Genomic DNA, 19,950 nt, shown 5'->3' on the forward strand with positions numbered 1-19,950 from the left:
TTAATGAACAAATTTTCAAACCCTTAATTTGAAAAATATTTTGCTATTCAAAAAAAACTTTGTACTTTCGCAACCTAATTAATTTATTTCATCAAATCGCAATGAAAAAACTATTTATTTTGTCGTTAGCCTCTTTAGGCTTTGTAGCTTGTGGTGAACGAGCTGATTACATCGTGCTATCTGGTAAAATTGATAGCTATAACGGTCTGCCTCTCAAAATTACAGGAGGTGATTTCAAGTCCGATTTACATATCAATCAAGACGGGACTTTCCGCGATACTTTGAAAGTAGATACTAACTACTTCTATTACACTATTGGTAACCCTATGTACGGCGTTCAAGTGCCTGTTTATTTGGAAAAAGGAAAAGAAACAGCTGTGAATATCAACCTCAACAGCAATCCTATTGCAGCCACTTTCACTGGAGCTAATGTAGATATCAACAACTATTTACAAAAGAAAAACGCTCTTTACTTTCAAGTGCAAAACGGATTGGAAAAAACTTTCGCTCAAAAACCTGAAGACTTCAAAAAGAGTATCATAGCAATAGGGCAACAATACCTCAACCTCCTCAATGGAGAAAAAGAACTCTCTAAAAAATTCGTAACTACGGAAGCTAAAGCTATCAATTATGAATTGCTTTATATGAAAAGCCTTTACGAGGGCGCTCACCAAGAACTTACAGGTGAAAAAGTTAAACTACCTAAAGAAATAGCCGATGAATTAGGACGTATCAACTATGATCTTTCTCAAGACTTTGATGTCTATGCCTATTACAAAGCTTTAGTTATAAGCAACTTCTACGAAAAATACCAAAGTGCCAAAGAGAATGAAAATCCTTGGGATAAAGTCATCAAACACTTTGAAACTCTCAAATCTGAAAACATCAAAAAAAGCCTTTCACGCTCACTTATTAGTGGTATTTCAGTAGCAAATACTCCAGAAAACAACAAAAAACTCACTGAAATAGTAAAGGCTAATGTGAAAGATGCTGAAGGTGTTGCAGAAATTAACAAACGCTTGGCTAACCTCGAACGCCTAAAAGACGGCAATCCTTTCCCTGCTTTTGAAGCTCAAGATATACAAGGCAATACTGTTACTTCTGAAAGCCTCAAAGGTAAATTACTTTACATTGATATTTGGGCTACTTGGTGCTTACCTTGCCGTAAAGAAATACCTGCATTCAAAGCACTACAAGAAGAGTACAAAGATAAAGATATCACTTTCGTAAGTCTTTCTGTTGATGATGATAAAGAGGCTTGGAAAAATGCAGTAACCACTGAAAAATTAACTGGTGTACAATTGCACAAGAATGTACAAATGTCACCTGATTTTGCTGAAAACTATGACCTTACAGGTATTCCACGTTTTATCTTGGTAAGCAAAGACGGAAAACTTATTAGCATCAATGCTCCTCGTCCTTCTGAAGCTAAGGTAAAAGAACTTATCAACGCTAATCTATAACAGAGACTTTTTTCATATTGATTGTAACTTTGCTAAGGCTATAAAGGCTTTAGCAAAGTTTTTTTCTGATTAACTCATTGACAAATTAACTATGGCTCAATCTCTTATTTTTGAAGAATACGACCTCCCTAATGGGTTACACGTGATTCTTCACCCTAACAACGCTGCCCCCGTAGTAACTATAGGGGTAATGTACCACGTAGGTGCTAAAGACGAAGACCCTACTCGCACTGGCTTTGCCCACTTTTTTGAACACCTCCTCTTTGAAGGTTCTCAAAATATCGCACGTGGCAAATGGTTTGATATTGTATCGGCAAATGGCGGGCATAACAATGCTTTTACTACGCAGGATAAAACGTATTATTACGAAGTTTTCCCTTCTAATAACCTGCAATTAGGCTTGTGGATGGAAGCTGAACGTATGTTGCACCCTGTTATCAATGAGATTGGAGTAAGTACTCAAAATTCAGTGGTAAAAGAAGAGAAAAACCAACGTATAGACAACGCTCCTTACGGCAGAATAATGTATCGCTCAGCTATCAATCCTTACCTTTTTAAAAAACACCCCTACTCTAGCACAGTGATTGGTGAAGTAGAACATTTAGATGCTGCCAGCTTAGAAGAATTCATCGCTTTCAAAAAGAAATTCTACAATCCTAACAATGCGGTATTAGTAGTAGCTGGCGATTTTGATACCCCAACTACTAAAGAATGGATAGAGCAATACTTTGCAACGATTCCTAATACGGGTAATGTGATACAACGCAACAAAATAGAAGAAGTTCCTATCACTGAAACTATTGAGGTAACCGAATACGACCCTAACATCCAAATTCCTCTTAAACTATATGCCTATCGCACTCCTGCAATGACGGACAAAGATTCGTATACTATCGACTTGCTTTCTAATATCCTTACCGATGGCAAAAGTGCTCGCCTCTACAAAAAAATGATTGACGAACATCAAACTGCTTTACAGGTATTAGCATTTTCGGATGCTCAAGAAGATTATGGCGTTTATATAATGGGAGCACTCCCTATGGATGGGGTGAGTTTAGAAACTTTAGCACAAGAAATGGATGAGGAAATTGAAAGACTACAAACTGAACTCATCAGTGAACGAGAATATGAAAAGTTACAAAACCAAATAGAGGCTAACTTTGTGGCTCAAAACAGCAATATGGAAGGAATTACACTCTCTTTGGCAGATAACTATACTTTCTACAAAGATACGAACCTCATCAACAAAGCAATAGACCACTACCGCGCTATTACTCGTGAAGATATTAGAGAGGCTGCTCGCAAGTATTTAGACAAAAAACAACGTTTAGACCTCAATTATTTACCTTCAGTTCAATAAGTAAACAAAAATGACACATATAGACCGCTCTATACAACCTACCCCAGGAGCTGCTCCTATTATCAATTTAGGAACTCCTATTACACATAGTCTTCCGAACGGACTTACGCTATTGATAGTAGGAAACCACCAACTTCCTCAAGTAGGTATCCGTCTCTCTTTAGACGAATGTCCAGAATTAGAAAAAGAAAAAAAGGGAATTTCCGACCTTATTTCACTAATGGCGGGCAATGGCTCTACCTCTATCAATAAAGACGATTTCAACGAGGAAATAGACTATCTCGCTGCAACACTCTCTATCGCTCCTAATGGTGCATACGCTCAAGTACTCTCTAAATATTTTCCGCGAGTATTAGCACTCATTGCCGATGCTGCCCTGCACCCTAACTTCACTGAGGAGGATATGGAAAAAGAAAAAGCGCGCATTATCCAAAGTATCCGCGCCAACGAAAGTAATGCTGAAGTGATTATGAAACGCGTACGGCAAACCTTGCGCTACAGTACGGCTCACCCTTACGGCGAATACATTACTGAAGCCCAGATTGCTGCCCTCACCTTAGACGATGTAACCAACTATTACCGCAAGCGTTTTGTGCCTAACAATGCCTATTTAGTAGTAACAGGAGATGTAAATCCCGAAGAGGTAATTACTTTAGTAAACGAACATTTCGCCGATTGGCAACCTTATTCAGAAGAAACTCCTGCTTTATATATCCCTAAGAATGTAAGTGAAACACAAATCAACTTTATAGATTTGCCCAGCGCGGTACAATCGGAAATACAAGTTACAAACCTCATTGACCTCAAGATGTCTCACCCTGATTACTTCCCTCTATTGGTAGCCAACAGTATTTTAGGTGGAGATTTTGGTAGTTATATCAATATGAATTTGCGTGAAGAACACGGTTATACTTATGGTGCTTTTTCTACTTTTAAAACCGATAAATGGACAAAAGGCAGTTTCAGCATCAAGACCAAAGTAGGCAATGCCGTAACAGCTCCTGCCATTGTTGAGATACTCAAAGAAGTAAAACGCATACAAACTACTATAGTGAGTGAAGAGAAGTTAGCGCAAGCTAAAGCACAGTATTTAGGTCAGTTTGTTCTGGCTACTGAGCGTCCGCAGACGATTGCCAATTACGCTATCAATATAAAAGTGCGCAACCTACCCGAAGATTTTTACAAGAACTATATCGCCAAGATTAATGCAGTAACCAAAGAAGACGTACAGAGAGTTGCTAATAGTTATTTTCTATTAAAAAACTTCAGAATCATCATCGTAGGCAAAGGTAGTGACATAGCTAATGAACTTAAAAATATCAACTTCGATGGAAAGAAAATTCCTATGAAGGAGTTTGATAACTATGGAAATGAAAAGTGAAAAATTACTTATAAGCTACATAAATTTAGACGAAAGAATACATACCACCACTGCTTAAAGGGTATAGCGGGGATAAGTTACTTAAGAAGAGTTCTAATTTCTTCTTTTATGAGATGAAGAGGACTCTTCTCTAATTCAATTATTAGCTTATTTTTAGAAATATCTTCTTTATGTATAACTATTGGTATTGAAGAAACTTGATCAAAATCTTTTTTTTCTAAACCACAGATTTCCATTATTTTTTCTTGTAATTTAGGATTATCATTATTTCTAATTGTTGTTATGAGAATATCAACCTCTTTATTCTTGTAGTATTCCTCATTGCAATTATTTTTAAAACTTTTAAAGGTTTCTATTGATGTATTATCATCAGAAGCTGAATTTATCAAGATACGAACTTCTTTGTTATCTGCTGTTTCAGCAAAAACATCATAGATGGCTACAAAATCTTGTTTTTTAAAACATTGCTTAGTTACATCTACTCTTTTTAAGTTTACATCTTGAAAGATTCCCTTTTGTAACCACTCATCTATTTGATTACATAAAGTAGTTTTTCCACTATTTTCTTTACCTTGAATTAGTATTACTTTCATTCTTATTGTTTTTAATGTTAAAAGAAGTTTTACAACCATTTTTAAATATATTTTAGAATGGTTGTAAAACTATTTGAAAGTTATATTTATATATTTGTTATATACCAAACATCTCCATAAAAATCACCACTACCTTCACCATCATCATACAACACTTCATCAGGATCAAAATTACCGTCATAAACTTCTTTATCTACGGTTAAATTAAATATCGTTGCATTAGATTTTTCTTCAATTATATAGTGAGGAACACTAGCTCCATTATTGTGAAACCTAACTATTCCTACATTATTTCTTACAAAATTTAGAATATTAAGAATATCATTTCCAGAATCGTTTATAACGACTCTCTTTTCTAAATCTTCATAAGAATCTCCTTTGGGCTCAAAGAGTTTTCCTCCTTCAAGCATATATACCCCCGTATTATATTTCAATACTGTTAAGGTATCTACTATCTCTTGGGATATTCTATCAATATCCATAGGCATATATTTTGTTTTGTAAGTGTTTTCACATTTAAGTTGAGCAAGATAGTTAGCAATTACAAACTTAAAGAACCTTTTAGCCAATTTGGTATTACCATCTTTGGGATATCTCCAATATTCTTCACTATCTTTAGGATATTCAACTGTCTCATAGTCGTAATCAACACAAGTTTGCATCTCGACTTTTTCATTCTTTTGTTCTGTTGATTGATTGTTGTTTTGTCCACAACTAATTAAGAAAAAACAAATAAGCAGTGTTAAAATTAGATTTTTCATTTTTAATATTATTTAGATTTTAAACGTATATCTATGCGTCTATTCTTAGCTTTACACTCAGGAGTATCGTTTGCAGGGCAAATAGGGTGATCTGATCCATAACCTTGAGCATCCAATTGTGCTTTGTTAGCACCTAATGCTACCAATTTGTTTAGGATTGAATCAGCACGCCTTATTGAAAGTTTAAAGTTATCCTCATCACTACCTGTATTATCAGTATAACTACCTAAACGAATAACAGCTTTAGGATAAGCATTTAAAATAGCAACAATGTTTTTTAATTGTTGAACAGAATCTTCAGTAAGTTCATCACTACCTGTTTTGAAATAAGTTCTATCTAAGGTAATCCAATTCTTTTTAAATTGTTCTGGAGTAATAATATCCTCATCTTCTAACAATTTTACAAGGTACGTTTCTGATGAATTCTTACCTACTTTTAAAATTACACCATTGAAAAGAATAAGATCTACAATTTCTCCCACATTGTACTCAAAATTACCATCATCATTAAGCATACCTTCCATTACTTCTAATTCATTATCTGAATTTGAACTATTAAAATTATCATTGGAATTAAGCTTAATTTCTACTACTTCTAATTCATTATTTGAAGTATCAACATTGTCAAAATGTTTACTATTCTCAAATGGTTTAAATGAATAATTAACTGTAAAATATCTAGACAAACCTAAATCTTTAGTATTAAATTCTAAATTAGATAAGTCTTTATATTTAACATTACCATTATTATTAGTTAAATGAATGGTAAGTAAATTTGCATTAGAAGTTTCTTGTATCACACTTTCTTTTGTAAAAACAAAATCCTTAATTTTTATTTTAGAATAATCAATTTTACACGATATTTCATTATCATCATCTATCTTTTTTAAAATAGTTTTTGGCATAAAAATACCTTCAAACAGAACCCAATCATCAATATAATTAATTGGTTTCCAAAGATTATTATTTTGTGCTATCTTTTTAGCTTTTTCTCTATCTATGTTATTTAAAACTATAGGAATCTTCATGAAATAGTTGATAGACTTATCTTTTATAATAAATTTGCTCTTTTTTAATATAGTAATAGTGTAAGTTTCTTTATCTACATCATATTTTCCATTTGAGATAATAAATTCTCCTATTTTTCCACTATTTTCCCAACTTTTATTTATGGAATTTGATAAGATAATTTGCATTTGTTCATTTAAAATCTTTTTGATTTGCTCTTTCCCTTCCTTTAAGATCCGACTATTATACTCCTCTGTTTTTTCATAAGTTCCTTTAGTTGCCCATTGAATAAACTCTCTCCTTGTGTATTCCTTCAATAAATTAAGTTCTATTCCTTGAGTACTTTTCATAGCTTCTTTAAGAATCATTTCTTCAATTTTATTTTCCCATACTTTTTTATTCATATTATCTACTGCGTTCATAACATATAGAACTGCACCTTGCCCATGTTTTCTATCATAATTCTGTAGATATTTTATTAATTCATTTTCATTACCTCCTTTATATACATTAATAGGAACTCCCATTTTTACCATAGTTTTTTCTCTGACAAGTTCAACTACTTTTAAATAATAGTTGTAAATTGCTTCTACACCTTTTCCTTGTGGTATTTTCCCTATTTGCGTTGTTTTTTTTTGTGCTGTTTTTTTTGTTTGGGCATAAGTATTATCCATAACTAATAATACTAAGGTACAAATTAGAAATACGATTCTTTTCATTGTCTGATAAATTAAAAAAGATTTCTCCTACTCTATTGAAGGCTTTTCGGATACTGCCTATTATTTATTTTCTTAAATAAAAAGCGGAAAAAGTCTTTATTCTTTAGAAGAGAAGTTGCATACGGCAAAGGAAGACACTATTGCGCTTCCTTTGCTCCATAGGCTAACCTATATTCTGCGTTACTGATAAAAATTTTCCAGATTTTTCACGGGTAACAGAATAAAGCTAACGCTTTTTTGATATTATAGCAGAAATAAAAAAGCGTGAACTAATATCTACTCTGTTACCCGTGTGCGTCTGGAATCGCCCAATAACACAGAAATAGATAGCTCACGCCTATAATAGGTAGAGCATTATCTTTTTGTTTCTGTGTTATTTTAAAAATTTTCCAGATTTTTACGAGTAACAGAACAAAAGCTAACGCTTTTAATATGTCTTTATTTTGGGTGCATAATTACAACAAATAATCGTACTATGCAAATATTTTTATAACTTTTTTTACAAATATTTTACAAAAGTGTTAATAGTGAATGAGTTACTATTTACTCACTTTTTGTTAATTTCTTTCTCAGCCCCTTAAAACTGGAAGTATATAAAAGGTTGTGCCCCACTGGAGGCAGTAGCATATACTACCCAGAAAGTGAGCGCCACTATCACTGCTTTGAAAAGTATAGGCATACTACCAAAGAAATTCTTCAGTTGATCGTTCATATTTTGAGGGAAGAAATGCCATACAAAGCCTATTGCCATTAGTAGGAATACATTTCTATACCCCTCAATAATAGTTTGCCATTTGTGCCAATCGAATTGTAGTTCGGCAATATTATTCATCACTGTAAGGGCTATATCAAAGTCTTTTGCTCTAAAAAATATCCAACAGAAAGCTACAAAGTGAAAGGTAATTATCACAAATATTACATTGGCAGTACTACTGAAGAAACCTTTCTTCTCATCTTCTTTTTTAGCAGGGAAAAAGTCCATAAAAGTTTTATGCACAGCCAAGGCAAGTCCGTGAAGAGCTCCCCAAATGATAAAACGCAAATTAGCCCCGTGCCATAATCCTCCTAAGAGCATTGTTGTCATTTGGTTGAAATGGCTACGTACTGATTTTTTTCTATCTTTAGCTACTACAATAGCTAATACAAATACTATTATCGCCCCTGCTGTAATATAAAGCGGTATAGGAGTGGTATCGTACATTTTTACTGCCCAAAATAGTGTAGCCCCAAAAAATAAAGTAGGGAAAAAGTAACCCCAGAAAGTACCTCGTCTGTTCCCTCCTACCGAGAAATACAAATAGTCTTTCAACCACGTTGAAAGTGAGATATGCCAACGTCGCCAAAATTCAGTAATATTTTTAGATTGATAAGGCGTACGGAAGTTTATAGGCAACGTAAAGCCCATCAGTAGGGCTAAGCCTATTGCCATATCCGAATAACCTGAAAAATCACAATAAATTTGCAATGAATAGCCGTAGACTGCCATTAAGTTTTCAAAAGGAGTATAACTATTAGGAGCCTCGAATACCCTATCTACAAAGTTTAGTGAAATATAATCGGAAATCACAGCTTTTTTGAGCAATCCTCCTATGATAAGAAAAAGAGCCAATGAGGTTTCTTCTTTAGTGAGAGTGAGCTTTTTGTATATTTGCGGAATAAAATCTTTTGCTCTTACAATAGGCCCTGCTACCAACTGAGGGAAGAAACACACGAAGAAAGCAAAGTCTAAAAAGCTCTTAGCAGGTTCTATCTCACGGCGATATACATCAATTGTGTAACTCATCGTTTGGAAAGTATAGAATGAGATACCCACGGGCAATATGATATCCATCAATGCAAAATTGCTTTGGAAAATAGCGTTAAAACTATCGATAAGGAAGTTCGTATATTTAAAATAGAACAATATCCCCAGATTAGTTATCATACTCACCGCCAAGAAGAATTTTCGCGCAGCAGGTTTTTGGGCTTTGTAAATCTGTCCAGCAAAAAAATAGTCTAATACCGAAGAGAGTATTAGTAGTACAAAGTAATTACCACCTGCTTTGTAATAAAAAAACAGTGAAAATAAGGTAACATATACCGTACGGAAATGGACGTGTTTTTTAGTGATGATATACACTAAATAAAACACCAAAAATAGCCCCAAAAACAGACTGCTATTAAATAGTAGAGGGTGATTGGGGTTATAGGTAAACCATTGTTTTACTTGTTCAGTTGTGAAGCTAAAATTATCGGTAAACCACTGGGCTAATGCTGCTGTATTCAATTTAAAATGGGTTTTAAAGAGTGTTTGGATTGTTTTTTGTAGTTTAAGTAATTACTCATAAAAGCATCGAAGAAAAGCTCACCTTGTTCTAAGTAACCATCTCTGGTATAATGTACGCGATCACCGGCGATAAGTTTTTGTTGTATAAATCTACTCATTGCTTCATTACCACCTAGAGCACGATAAAGGTCGAACACGCTATAATTATCCTTTACAGCGTTGTCTATCAGTGTATCGGCGTATTCTACGCACAATGAGGTGGTACTTTTTCTTCTATACAAAAAAGGAGGAGGAGTTGTGAGTATGATAGGGCAGTTGCCGTACTGAGTGCGTATAGTATTAATAAATTTCATCACCTCGGCATCGTATCTTTCTGGAGCAAGCCTACCATAAGCTTCATTAGTACCTAAGGAAATCACTATCAAATCGGGTTCAAGAGCACTTATCTGTTCAAAGAACAAATCGGATTTGTTGTAATCGGAAAAATGGGCTCCATTTACGCCTATTGTATGATAAATAATCCCTTTTTGGTCATTTTCGAGTACTATGCCATTAAGCGTAAACGAACTGCTTTCGGTATTAGGGGTTAAGTATATTTTATCAGAAACATTCAGATTGTCGTAAGCATAGTAGTTGTAAAGCGAATTGGCCTTGAGGATAGTTGCATTGCTCATATCCACTTTAGTTGCAGGAGCGGGAGCAGGTACAGTACCTGCAATTCCTTTAGCAGAAGCGATGTGTAACACCTGTCCTATACGGATATTACTCCCTTTCAAATGATTGTTTTTCTGCAATAGAGCTACCGTAGTGTGGTATTGTTTAGCAATGCCATAGAGGGTTTCGCCTTGAGTTACCTTATGTGAAATCATCTTAGGAACTGAAGGCTTTAAAGGAGCGGTTACCTTGCCTACATTGGTTGCCAACTCAAAATGACGTTGGTTTTTAGGGGTGATAATTTTAAGGGTATTAAAAGCGTAATCTTTATTTTTTAGGTTTAGTTCTATCACAAAATTTTTCTTATCGGTAGAAAGGGCATAGCCTGTGATTCCTGCCAATGGTGAAGATGTATTTTTCTGAGCTTCCCAAGAGATATTAGAAGTAAAACTCACATTGTGCCCACCGTTAGTACGGATAAGAGAGTATGGAAAGACCAAGCCTAATCCTGCATTGCCAAAACTTTCTTGCAAACGCTGTCTCATCACATTGGGCATCACATCGGCTTGGATGTGTGAGTCGCCTATGTGGACGATATTCAGTTTGCGGTTTTTAGATTTTTCTAAAGTAGCCAATTTTTCAAAAAAAGGAGTTAACACCGAAGTGTTGTACATATTGTTGTACTCTTTCGGGGCGTTGTTTTTGGCATAAACTGAGAGAGTATCTTTAGCAGCCAAAGGGGGGAAAACATTTTCTGCTGAGGTATAGTTAGCTCTTAAATAGAGTGTTACTCCCAATAGCATACAGCTCCGCATTATGATTTTCTTTACCAATTGTTTCTTTTTCATTATAATTGTGTCTTTTTAGTGTGTTATTAGTGTTTTTTTAGTATTACAGCTCGTACAAATCGGAGCTTTTAGGTTTTACTGAATCTTTATGTTGTGCTGCTGGTGCTTGTTGTACAGGATGTGCTGGTTGTTGTCGTGCCGGTTGTTGTCGTGCTGGTGCCGCGGGCTGTACAGTACGTGTAGCTGTCGCAGTAGTGGCAGTAGCAGTGGTTGTTGTGGTTGGTCGCACTTCTTGTATTTCTTTTATTTTTTCACCAAAAACATCGGCTTTCTGACTGTTATGTGGGTCTTTGTAATGTTCATATTCCTCCATCAATTTATTATACAATAAATGAGCAACCTTTTTAGCTCCTCTTGCATTGAAGTGAGTATAATCCTTGCTTGCAAGTGAAGGATTGGCTTCTACCCATTGTTTCATAGAACCTTTTCCTCCCATCAATTCGTATAAATTGATAAAACCAGAATGAGTATTACGCGCGTATTTGTGTTGCGCATTTGCCAAAGGTACTACCGCTTTATCAGTTTGCATTTCCATATTCACCTTAGTTGATTTATCGGCGGTTGAGATGATAAGAATAGAGGTATTAGGAAAACAAGCGCGTATTTGATTTACTACTTTGGTCATTCCCCTTTCGTACCACGAATAATCTAAAGTGCCATAGTTGAGCACATTAGCACCAAAGTGCAACACGATGAGGTCATATCCACCAAGTGCGTCATCAAATCGGTTCATCAAATCTACATTGAAAAGGGAAATAGGTAAACCTGAATTACCACGACTTGAAAAGTTATCAACATACACTCCTTGTCGTTCTCCTGAGCTTACTCCATAAATAGGAATACTATCCGATTTGTAAAAAGTAATGCGTACTGCTTTGGTGTTATGACCTTCGGTGAGAGGTAGGGCATTCAGTAGTTTATCGGTAGTTAGCGATTTTACCACCTTCACAGTATCATTATAGGTAATTTCAACTTTAGCTTCCTTGTTGCCCGATGAACCATAATAGAGTACAGGGGCATATAGTTGACTGATATGTTTTTGGTTAGATGATTTATACTGCACCCAAGTGCCATTGCCTTGAGTAAAAAACACTTGTCCGCATACTCCAAAAGGACGTTTGGGGCGTTTTACATTCACATACGACTGTGTTTTCCAAGTATTAGAATAAGAATGCCATACACTTCCGCGAGATTTAGCCGACTCGGAAGCGATGGGCAAAAATCCAATTCCTTGTCCGCCAAAAGCATCTTGAAAGAGGGCTCTTAAATCCTGTACGATTAAGTCACCATCGGTCATTGAATCGCCGTAGTAGCCTATTCTTATCTTTCCTTTTTTAGTAGTTTCGAGTTCGTATAATTTTTTAAAAAAAGCAAAGAGATACTCATCGGATTTTTTCAATCTCTTAGCAGTAGCCATTGAATCGTTTGCCTGACTGAGCACTTTATCGATTTCCTTACCCGATATAGCTTCTAACATTAAGCTATCTACCACTACATTATCCATTGCTTTGACTTCAGGAAATATGCGTGCTGGCAAAAACTCCTTAAAGCCTATAAAGATGAGCGTAGCCAGCAAAACAATAAAAAACGATTGTTTAAAATATGATGTGTTCACAAAATGGTACTTAGTTTTCTTTCAGGGGGCAAAATTACAAAATAATTGTGAACTATGTATCACTATTGAAAAAAAAGTATTACTTTTGCGTACATTAATTTTAGTAAATATGATTGATTACTATAAAACATTAGGAGTAGAAAAAACTGCTACTCAAGAAGAAATAAAGAAAGCTTACCGCAAATTAGCGCGCAAATATCACCCTGATATGAACCCTAACGACAAGACGGCAGAGCAAAAATTCAAAGAAATTAACGAGGCTAATGAGGTGCTCAGTAATCCTGAAAACCGTGCTAAATACGACAAGTACGGAGAACATTGGCAATATGGCGAGGAGTACGAAAAAGCTCAACAACAGCAACGCGCTCGCGGTGGAGGCTTTGGCGGGTTCGGAGGTTTTGAAGGTTTTGAGGGCTTTAGCGGAGGCAATTACTCTAATGAAGATTATTCCGATTTCTTTAAAGATATGTTTGGCGGACGTGCGGGTGGCTTTGGCAGAGGTTATAGTAGTGCTTCAGGTAAATTCAAGGGGCAAGACCTCTATGCCGATATGTCCCTCCCTTTGCGCGAAGTGGCTACCACTCAGCAACGCACCTTTACAGTAAATGGCAAAAACATACGTATTACTGTGCCAGCAGGAGTATATGAAGGTTTACAAATCAAACTCAAAGGTCACGGACAAGAGGGATATAACGGAGGTCCTAATGGCGATTTGTACATTACTTTCCACATAGAACCCGACGCTCAATTTGAACGCAATGGTAACGACCTGAAAACAACCGTAAATATTGACCTCTACACTGCTATGTTAGGCGGAGAGGTGCAAATAGATACTTTAAGTGGCAAGGTAAAAATGAAAGTAGCCCCTGAAACCCAAAACGGTACTACGGTGCGACTCAAAGGTAAAGGATTCCCCGTATATAAACAAAAAGACAGCTTTGGCGACCTCTTTGTTACTTACCAAGTGCAGTTGCCTAAGCACCTCACTGAGAAACAAAAAGAATTATTTGAACAACTTAAAAATTCATAGTTATGGAAGAGAGAATATCAAGAGAAGACATCGTTCGTTTGTACAATATAGAAGTCACTTTTTTCGACGATTTAGCCTCCAGCGGGCTCATACAAACGGAGGTCATCAACAACACTACTTACCTTCATTATGACCAACTTTCGGATTTTGAACGCTTTACAAATTGGCATTACGACCTTGAAGTGAATATGGCAGGGTTGGAAATCATTCATCACTTGTTACAACAGATTGAAGAACTCAGAGGAGTAAAATTTGAATTAGCAAATTAACAAATTTTCAGAATTGCATTCTTACGCTCAAACCATAGCTTCTTACAAGTGGTAGTGAGGTATATTTTGGGCTATCAACATCATAAGTAGCTATTAACGACATACTAAGGTCATTCAAGCCTTTCATCTCAAATTTTCCCTTAAAATGATAAGTAAGGGCGGCTTCTTGCAAGCACACTTTCTCACCTGAGCGGGTTTTAAACAAGAAATTTAAATCAAAATCATTATAGTTCATTTTTCCGCGCCAACCTAATTGTGTATGAGGATAGGTAGCTGCAACAAGTTGGGTCTCCCAATAGAATCCTGGAGTTTTAGGGTAAGGATTGGGTTTTTCGCTAATGTAGCCTAAAACAAGTTCTACACCTTGTTTATTGATTTGATTGCGATAAAAAGTAACCCCAGCAGAGAGACAATCAAACAACCATTTAGTATCTAAACCTATCTCATAACACATAGAGCGTTCTGACTGCCAATCGTAAGGGTCTGTTATTGGGGTATAACCAGCACGCAATTTAGCATAACCTAATGTTCTTTCATTCATATCTAAAAATTGATGTAAGAGCATTGCTATACTTACTGAGGGAGTGAATAGGAGTTTATTATTGTCATAAATATGATTTAAATATTTTTCAGTACGTCCTGAAAGAGTAAGAAGCACTTTAGATTGCCAATCTACTTCGGTAATTGCAAAAGCAGCTTGGGTGTTACTTTCATCGTACAAAGCCCCTAAATGACTCTCTAAGTTAAAATTAGTTGAGAGTTTTTTACTATACCTAAAGATGATATCAGCGTATTGTTGTTTATAAGTGGAGTGTGCTGTAATAAGATTGTTATCCATACGAAAATGCCCAGTGAAGGATAAACCTCTACCTACTACATAATTTGCCTTAGCTAAAAACATATAGCGGTCTTTCATTTCAGTGTATTGATTGTGATAACCGCTTGGAGTGCGCTCATACTGATGGATATAATTAGCTGAAAGATCTATGTTCAATTTATCATTCAACAAAGAAGTTGCATTGTGTAAATAGCTATTATAGCGATTATAGGAGTCGTTAGGCACAATACTTGTTGATTCTAAAGAAGCTAAAGAAGCATATATTCTATTTTTTGCTCCTTTCTTAAAGTTTTGTCCTCCTGAAAAACTCACTGCATTTTGGTATACATATCCCGTTCTATAAATATCTTCTGAAGAAAGTGGTTTTAACAACTCGGCTGATGAAGAGAAATTGACATTCAGTTTCTTACTTGTAGATTTTTTAGTGCGAATAAGTACTACCCCATTAGCTGCTGATGCTCCATAAATAGCCGCAGCTTGAGTACCTGGCAAAACAGTAAGACTCCTTATATCCTCAGGGTTGAGATCGGAAGGATTGTCTATAGGTACTCCATCTACTATATAACGCACTTTGTTACCTCCTCTTATCTCTAAAGCATCGCGTTGTAGTAGTACCCCTGCAATCCTACCTTCAAGACTATTGAGAAAATTCATCTGTTTTACTTCAGTAAGTTCTTGACCTCCTATAGATTGTTGCGGGTAAGTAAATGTTTCTTCCTCTTTCCTTCGTTCGAGTGAAGTGTAGAAAAGTATGCTCATAGGTCCATAACAAACTGTTCCTATACTTTCTTCTTCTAAAACAATTTTAAAGTGTTTTTTCTTAGCTTTACCTTCTATTTTTTTGTATTGTTTTTCATATCCCATAAAGGCAATTTCAAGCATATCACCTTCTTTTGCTTGGAGCTGAAATTTACCGTCTAAATCTGTCATCACCACTTGTGGAGGTTCTGTAGGAGGAGAAGTTTTTACAACTATTGGAACAAAAGAAATTGGATTTCTTTCTTTTGCATCTATCACACGCCCAGTGATATTTTTCACTTGGGCGTGTAAAGTTGCTCCTAATAGAAAAAGCAAAAGTAAGAGGTGATGTTTGTTCAGTTTCATTGTCAATTTTCTGGTGGAAATCTATAACCATTGCCAGTAGCACTATCAAAAGAAGCTCCTGAGGGCAGGCTGATTATAGGCATTCCATAAGACGACCAATCCCAGAGCCCTGTTTCGTCGTCGGTTACCTCTTTGGTATTAAAATCTATTTTTTTGCCGTTGAGAGGCAAATAAAGTTGTAAATCTTTGTTAGTAGGTAAAGTATGCCATAGGTTAGCTTTAAGTTCTTGTTGAGTAAGAGCTCTTCGCCAAAAGCGTAACTCTCTCAAGCGCTGGTTACTACCTGCTATATAGAGATTTCTAAGTTGTACAGATCCTCCTTGTAACAATTGGGTAGCAACAGGTTTGCCATTTACAAAAGCACGTAAAGTGTTGCCATCATAAGTAAACGATAGAGCATACCATTTGTTTACTTGAGGAGCGAAAGCTGTTGTAGGAATTTCGAGAGCGGTAACGGTATTGAGTCGCACTTGTAATTGTCCGTTTTTAAACGCTATTTCTAATGGATTTGCTGTATTTTTATTGAGCCCTATGATAGGTACTTCACCAGTAAGACTTTCCACATACACTGTAGTTTCAAAACTCCACTGCTCAAAAACATTACTTGAAGAAAGAATTTCGGTAGAAGTTACCGAAGTTGTGCCCATTTTTAACACTTTACTATATCTGTTAGGACGAATCACCAACAGCAAATGTTCTTGCCCATCAATTGCTTGTATGCTTTTTCTATTCACAATTTGCAAGGGAAGGGCATACACTTCATCATCATTGTTAAAAATGAGATTCTTTATGGTAATTGTTATAGAAGTTTCACGTTCACCTTTGCCAAATACGATGATTTCATCAACTTTGTATTTATCAGCAGGCAACAATTTGTAGTCCACTCCATAACGTTCATTATAATCGGCGAGATACTGCGCATCCCCTGTAAGAAGTTCAGCAAATAGGTTTTTCTCAGCCGGATAGATGAGTTGAGCTTTTACGTTTTCTAAGTTGTTTTCTTGGTATTCTTGCACAAATACCTCTTGCGATTTATTGCCTACAAAATAAACCTTTTGGTCAATATTAGGATGAGCAATTTTTTCGGTAGTTTCATCTTTACAAGCTACTATTGAGAGCAAGCTGAGTATTAAAAATATTTTTTTCATCATTATAGAATTTTAGAATTGCATTTTTACATTCAATCCGTAACTTCTTACGGAAGGCAACATAAATTTATCATAACCGCTGCCATAAGTACCTACTGAAGGCACTATTTCGGGGTCGAATGGTGCTTTGTTATAGAGCATTAGCAGGTTGCTACCTACTAACGACACACTGAGATCTTTCAACCCTTTCACAATAAAACCTTCTCTAAAATGATAGGTAAGAGCAGCTTCTTGCAAGCGAATATTAGTAGCCGAATATTGATAATCGGCAGCAGTTCTATTGACTACAAAAGGAACATAGTTAGCACGATTATCAGCAGAGGCTTTAGAAACCCCATAACGATCGAAATAACGTTCTGTTTCTGAAAGGACTATCCCACCTAAACGCGCTTTGAACAAGAAATTTAAATCAAAATTTTTATAGCTCAATTTTCCTTTCCAGCCTAAGAGCCAATCAGGGTTTGTAGAGCCTAATTTATTGCCATTAGCATCGTATATATCGCCTATTTCACCTCCTTCACGCAAGGTGTACATACCATTAGTAATCTCACGAGGTAGGCTCAGTATTTTATTTTTATTAGTAGAAGCAATGATTTGAGTTTCACCTTTCAATGCTCTGTTATACTTAAAATAAGTGTATCCAAGTGCTACTTCTACTCCTTGATTTTGTACCTCTCCCGCTTGTTGCCACAAAATGGGAACTAACTGATTGTTAGTACGGGTGTGATAGAATGTAGCATTCAATGAAAGATTGTTAAACCATCGGGTATCTAAACCTACTTCGTAAGAGGTGGTACGTTCTAATTGTAAATCAGCAGGGTAGTTAGGTAAAGTATACGAATCACCTATCCAAGCGCGAGAAGTTTCGGCAACGCCTAACCCCGCATAGCTCATAGGGGCGGCTACTTGGCTGTAACCTCCGCGCAATTTGGCATCTTTCAATATATCTTTATTTATATTTACATATAAGGGTATTGCTAATCCTATTGACGGACTGAAGACTGTACTTTCGCTTGTGTAAGGAAAATCGGATGGTTTATCAGCGCGACCTGAGAGAGTGAGGTATAATTTATTTTTCCAATCTATTTCAGCCATTGCAAAGAAAGCAGTATTGCTTCTTTTTCCCCATAACGGGTGAAAAATCGCCGTAGGAGCTGCAATATTGCTTTGAGTGAAATTGTTTACATTTGTCAGATTTCCTCTATAACCATCTACTTGAGTGTCATAGCCTTCATAAGAAGCTCCTATATGAGCGTCTAAATCCAAACCTAAAACCGTTTTATTATAATGAACGATAACATCGGCATATTGTTGTTTAAAGGTTTCTTTCCAATGAGCATAATAACCGTTAGCAGCTGCATAAGCAGGAAGTGTGGAAGCATAACGCTTGTCGTCCATAGTAGAAGAAGTATTATCCATACGAAAACGAGCTGCCACTTCTAGATTATCCATAATTTTGTAGTTCGCTTTAGCTGAAAACATATAGCGATTTTTAGTAGCAGGACGCAAATTGCGATAGGCAATCCAATAAGGATTTTGGATATTTTCTCCTAAATTAGCAGGAGTATCAGGAGTTCCAGACCCCGCTATCCAATACTGTTTATCATAACCTGCTACAGCATCATAACGCTCAAAATAACGCTCTTGAGCAAATTGTTCACCTCTTGGATATAGATATAAACCTACTATAGGGTTGAAAGCAATGCCCGAAGCAACCTGATTGCGCTCATACTGACGGATATAGTTACCTGAAAGATCTATATTCAACTTATTTTTTAACAGAGAAGTGCTATTTTGCAAATAAGCGTTGTAACGGTTATATACGCTATTAGGCACTATCCCTCCTGATTGCAAAGAAGCTACTGAAGCATACGTTTTATTATTGCCACCTTCAAAATTAAATCCACCTGAAACATTTAGTGAATTTTGGTATAGGTGACCTGTTCTATAAAAATCATTGATATTAAAATCAGTACCCTTAGGTAAGGCGCGAGTAGAGAGAGAAGTGTATTGTCCTAAGTCATTGCCATAAGTTTCTTGGAACTCAGGTTTTGTTAGTTTATTTACAAATTCTACTGAGGAAGACAAGTTAATATTGAGTTGATTGTCATTAGCCTTCTTAGTGCGAATGAGCAGTACCCCATTAGCAGCCGATGCTCCATAGAGGGCAGTGGCTTGTGCCCCTTGTAGTACTACGACCTCTGCAATGTCCTCAGGATTAAGGTCGGATATACCTTCGCTGGTATCTCTGCCATTGCTCCCAAACCCTCTTTCAGCTTGGTTGGCTATAGGCATTCCATCCACCACATAAAGCACGTTGTTATCGCCAAAAAGCGAGCGAGCCCCGCGCATAGTAGCTTTAGTAGCCCCACCGATACCCGTCGCACTGCGCTGGATATGCAAACCCGCAACCCTGCCATCAAGGCTATTTACAAAATTTGCTTGCTTGACTTGAGTGAGGTCTATGCTTGATACAGCTTGTTGTAGATAGGTTAAACGATATGGGACTTTTTGAATCCCCAAAGCCATAGTTTTTGGAGGAATAGTAATAAAAGGGAGGATACAAATGCCTATTTTTTCCTCTTTTAAAACCACCCTAAAATTGATAGTTTTATTTTTCCCCTCTACTTTTCTTTTTTGGGTTTTATAGCCTAAAAAACTAAACTCAAGTATATCACCTACTCTGGCTTTGAGTTCAAATTTACCATCAATATCTGTAGAAACACTTTTAGAATTTTTTGATGAATTTGTGTTTTTAATAATTACTTCAACTGATGGTAGAGGCTCATTGTTCTCATCGAAAACTTCCCCTGTAATAGTTTTCTTTTGAGCTTGGAGAGCTCCTGAAGTTAGGAGCAACAAGGTTAAAAGAAGTTGTATTTTCTGTTTCATA

General features: G+C 36.1%; 13 protein-coding genes and 1 pseudogene. 5 read left to right on the forward strand and 9 right to left on the reverse strand.

All coding sequences use genetic code 11. The annotated features are described in order from the left end of the window. Nucleotides 1-101 precede the first annotated feature (101 nt). The 3 genes from CBG49_RS11060 to CBG49_RS11070 all read left to right on the forward strand — a co-directional run bounded on the left by CBG49_RS11060 (nt 102) and on the right by CBG49_RS11070 (nt 4,204). A complete protein-coding gene (locus tag CBG49_RS11060) occupies nt 102-1,463 on the forward strand; it encodes a TlpA family protein disulfide reductase (RefSeq protein WP_088594518.1) in 1,362 nt (453 codons plus the stop codon). Between the two features lie 91 nt (nt 1,464-1,554). Continuing rightward, complete coding sequence (locus CBG49_RS11065; protein WP_088594519.1) at nt 1,555-2,823, forward strand: M16 family metallopeptidase; 1,269 nt, start codon at nt 1,555-1,557, stop codon at nt 2,821-2,823. A 10-nt stretch (nt 2,824-2,833) separates the two neighbouring features. Then, entirely contained in the window at nt 2,834-4,204 is a 1,371-nt protein-coding gene (locus CBG49_RS11070) for a M16 family metallopeptidase (protein ID WP_088594520.1), read from the forward strand. A gap of 77 nt (nt 4,205-4,281) precedes the next feature. Here the strand turns inward: CBG49_RS11070 and CBG49_RS11075 are convergent, their stop codons facing one another. The 6 genes and pseudogenes from CBG49_RS11075 to CBG49_RS11100 all read right to left on the reverse strand — a co-directional run bounded on the left by CBG49_RS11075 (nt 4,282) and on the right by CBG49_RS11100 (nt 12,668). Next, nucleotides 4,282-4,797: a hypothetical protein gene (locus tag CBG49_RS11075; RefSeq protein ID WP_157668397.1), complete on the reverse strand. Its 516-nt coding sequence runs from the start codon at nt 4,795-4,797 to the stop codon at nt 4,282-4,284. A gap of 86 nt (nt 4,798-4,883) precedes the next feature. Continuing rightward, nucleotides 4,884-5,558, reverse strand: a complete 675-nt coding sequence (locus tag CBG49_RS11080; protein WP_088594522.1) for a hypothetical protein — start codon at nt 5,556-5,558, stop codon at nt 4,884-4,886. Between the two features lie 8 nt (nt 5,559-5,566). Next, nucleotides 5,567-6,079: pseudogene (locus tag CBG49_RS16365) on the reverse strand (OmpA family protein); the annotation flags it as partial. 1,783 nt (nt 6,080-7,862) lie between these two features. Continuing rightward, entirely contained in the window at nt 7,863-9,551 is a 1,689-nt protein-coding gene (locus CBG49_RS11090; protein WP_009414027.1) for an MBOAT family O-acyltransferase, read from the reverse strand. Further along, on the reverse strand, nt 9,548-11,053 hold the full coding sequence (locus tag CBG49_RS11095; protein ID WP_088594524.1) for a LysM peptidoglycan-binding domain-containing protein: 1,506 nt from the start codon (nt 11,051-11,053) through the stop codon (nt 9,548-9,550). The genes CBG49_RS11090 and CBG49_RS11095 overlap by 4 nt, the downstream gene beginning before the upstream one ends. A 43-nt stretch (nt 11,054-11,096) precedes the next feature. Next, nucleotides 11,097-12,668, reverse strand: coding sequence for a GDSL-type esterase/lipase family protein (locus CBG49_RS11100; RefSeq protein ID WP_088594525.1), 1,572 nt, complete (start codon nt 12,666-12,668; stop codon nt 11,097-11,099). Nucleotides 12,669-12,777: 109 nt separating this feature from the next. On the opposite strand from CBG49_RS11100, the gene CBG49_RS11105 reads away from it, so the two are divergent. Together CBG49_RS11105 and CBG49_RS11110 are read left to right on the forward strand one after the other, a co-directional pair. Then, a complete protein-coding gene (locus tag CBG49_RS11105; RefSeq protein WP_088595317.1) occupies nt 12,778-13,698 on the forward strand; it encodes a DnaJ C-terminal domain-containing protein in 921 nt (306 codons plus the stop codon). Nucleotides 13,699-13,700: 2 nt separating this feature from the next. Then, entirely contained in the window at nt 13,701-13,967 is a 267-nt protein-coding gene (locus CBG49_RS11110; protein ID WP_009414023.1) for a chaperone modulator CbpM, read from the forward strand. Nucleotides 13,968-13,974: 7 nt separating this feature from the next. Here CBG49_RS11110 and CBG49_RS11115 read toward each other — a convergent pair whose 3' ends face one another. The 3 genes from CBG49_RS11115 to CBG49_RS11125 are packed head-to-tail and all read right to left on the reverse strand — an operon-like array spanning nt 13,975 to nt 19,949. Then, nucleotides 13,975-15,909, reverse strand: a complete 1,935-nt coding sequence (locus CBG49_RS11115; RefSeq protein WP_088594526.1) for a carboxypeptidase-like regulatory domain-containing protein — start codon at nt 15,907-15,909, stop codon at nt 13,975-13,977. A 2-nt stretch (nt 15,910-15,911) separates the two neighbouring features. Then, on the reverse strand, nt 15,912-17,057 hold the full coding sequence (locus CBG49_RS11120) for a DUF1735 and LamG domain-containing protein (protein WP_088595318.1): 1,146 nt from the start codon (nt 17,055-17,057) through the stop codon (nt 15,912-15,914). 12 nt (nt 17,058-17,069) lie between these two features. Next, nucleotides 17,070-19,949, reverse strand: a complete 2,880-nt coding sequence (locus CBG49_RS11125) for a SusC/RagA family TonB-linked outer membrane protein (protein WP_088594527.1) — start codon at nt 19,947-19,949, stop codon at nt 17,070-17,072. Nucleotide 19,950 lies beyond the last annotated feature (1 nt).

Source organism: Capnocytophaga endodontalis (genome assembly GCF_002209445.1).
GTDB lineage: Bacteria > Bacteroidota > Bacteroidia > Flavobacteriales > Flavobacteriaceae > Capnocytophaga > Capnocytophaga periodontitidis.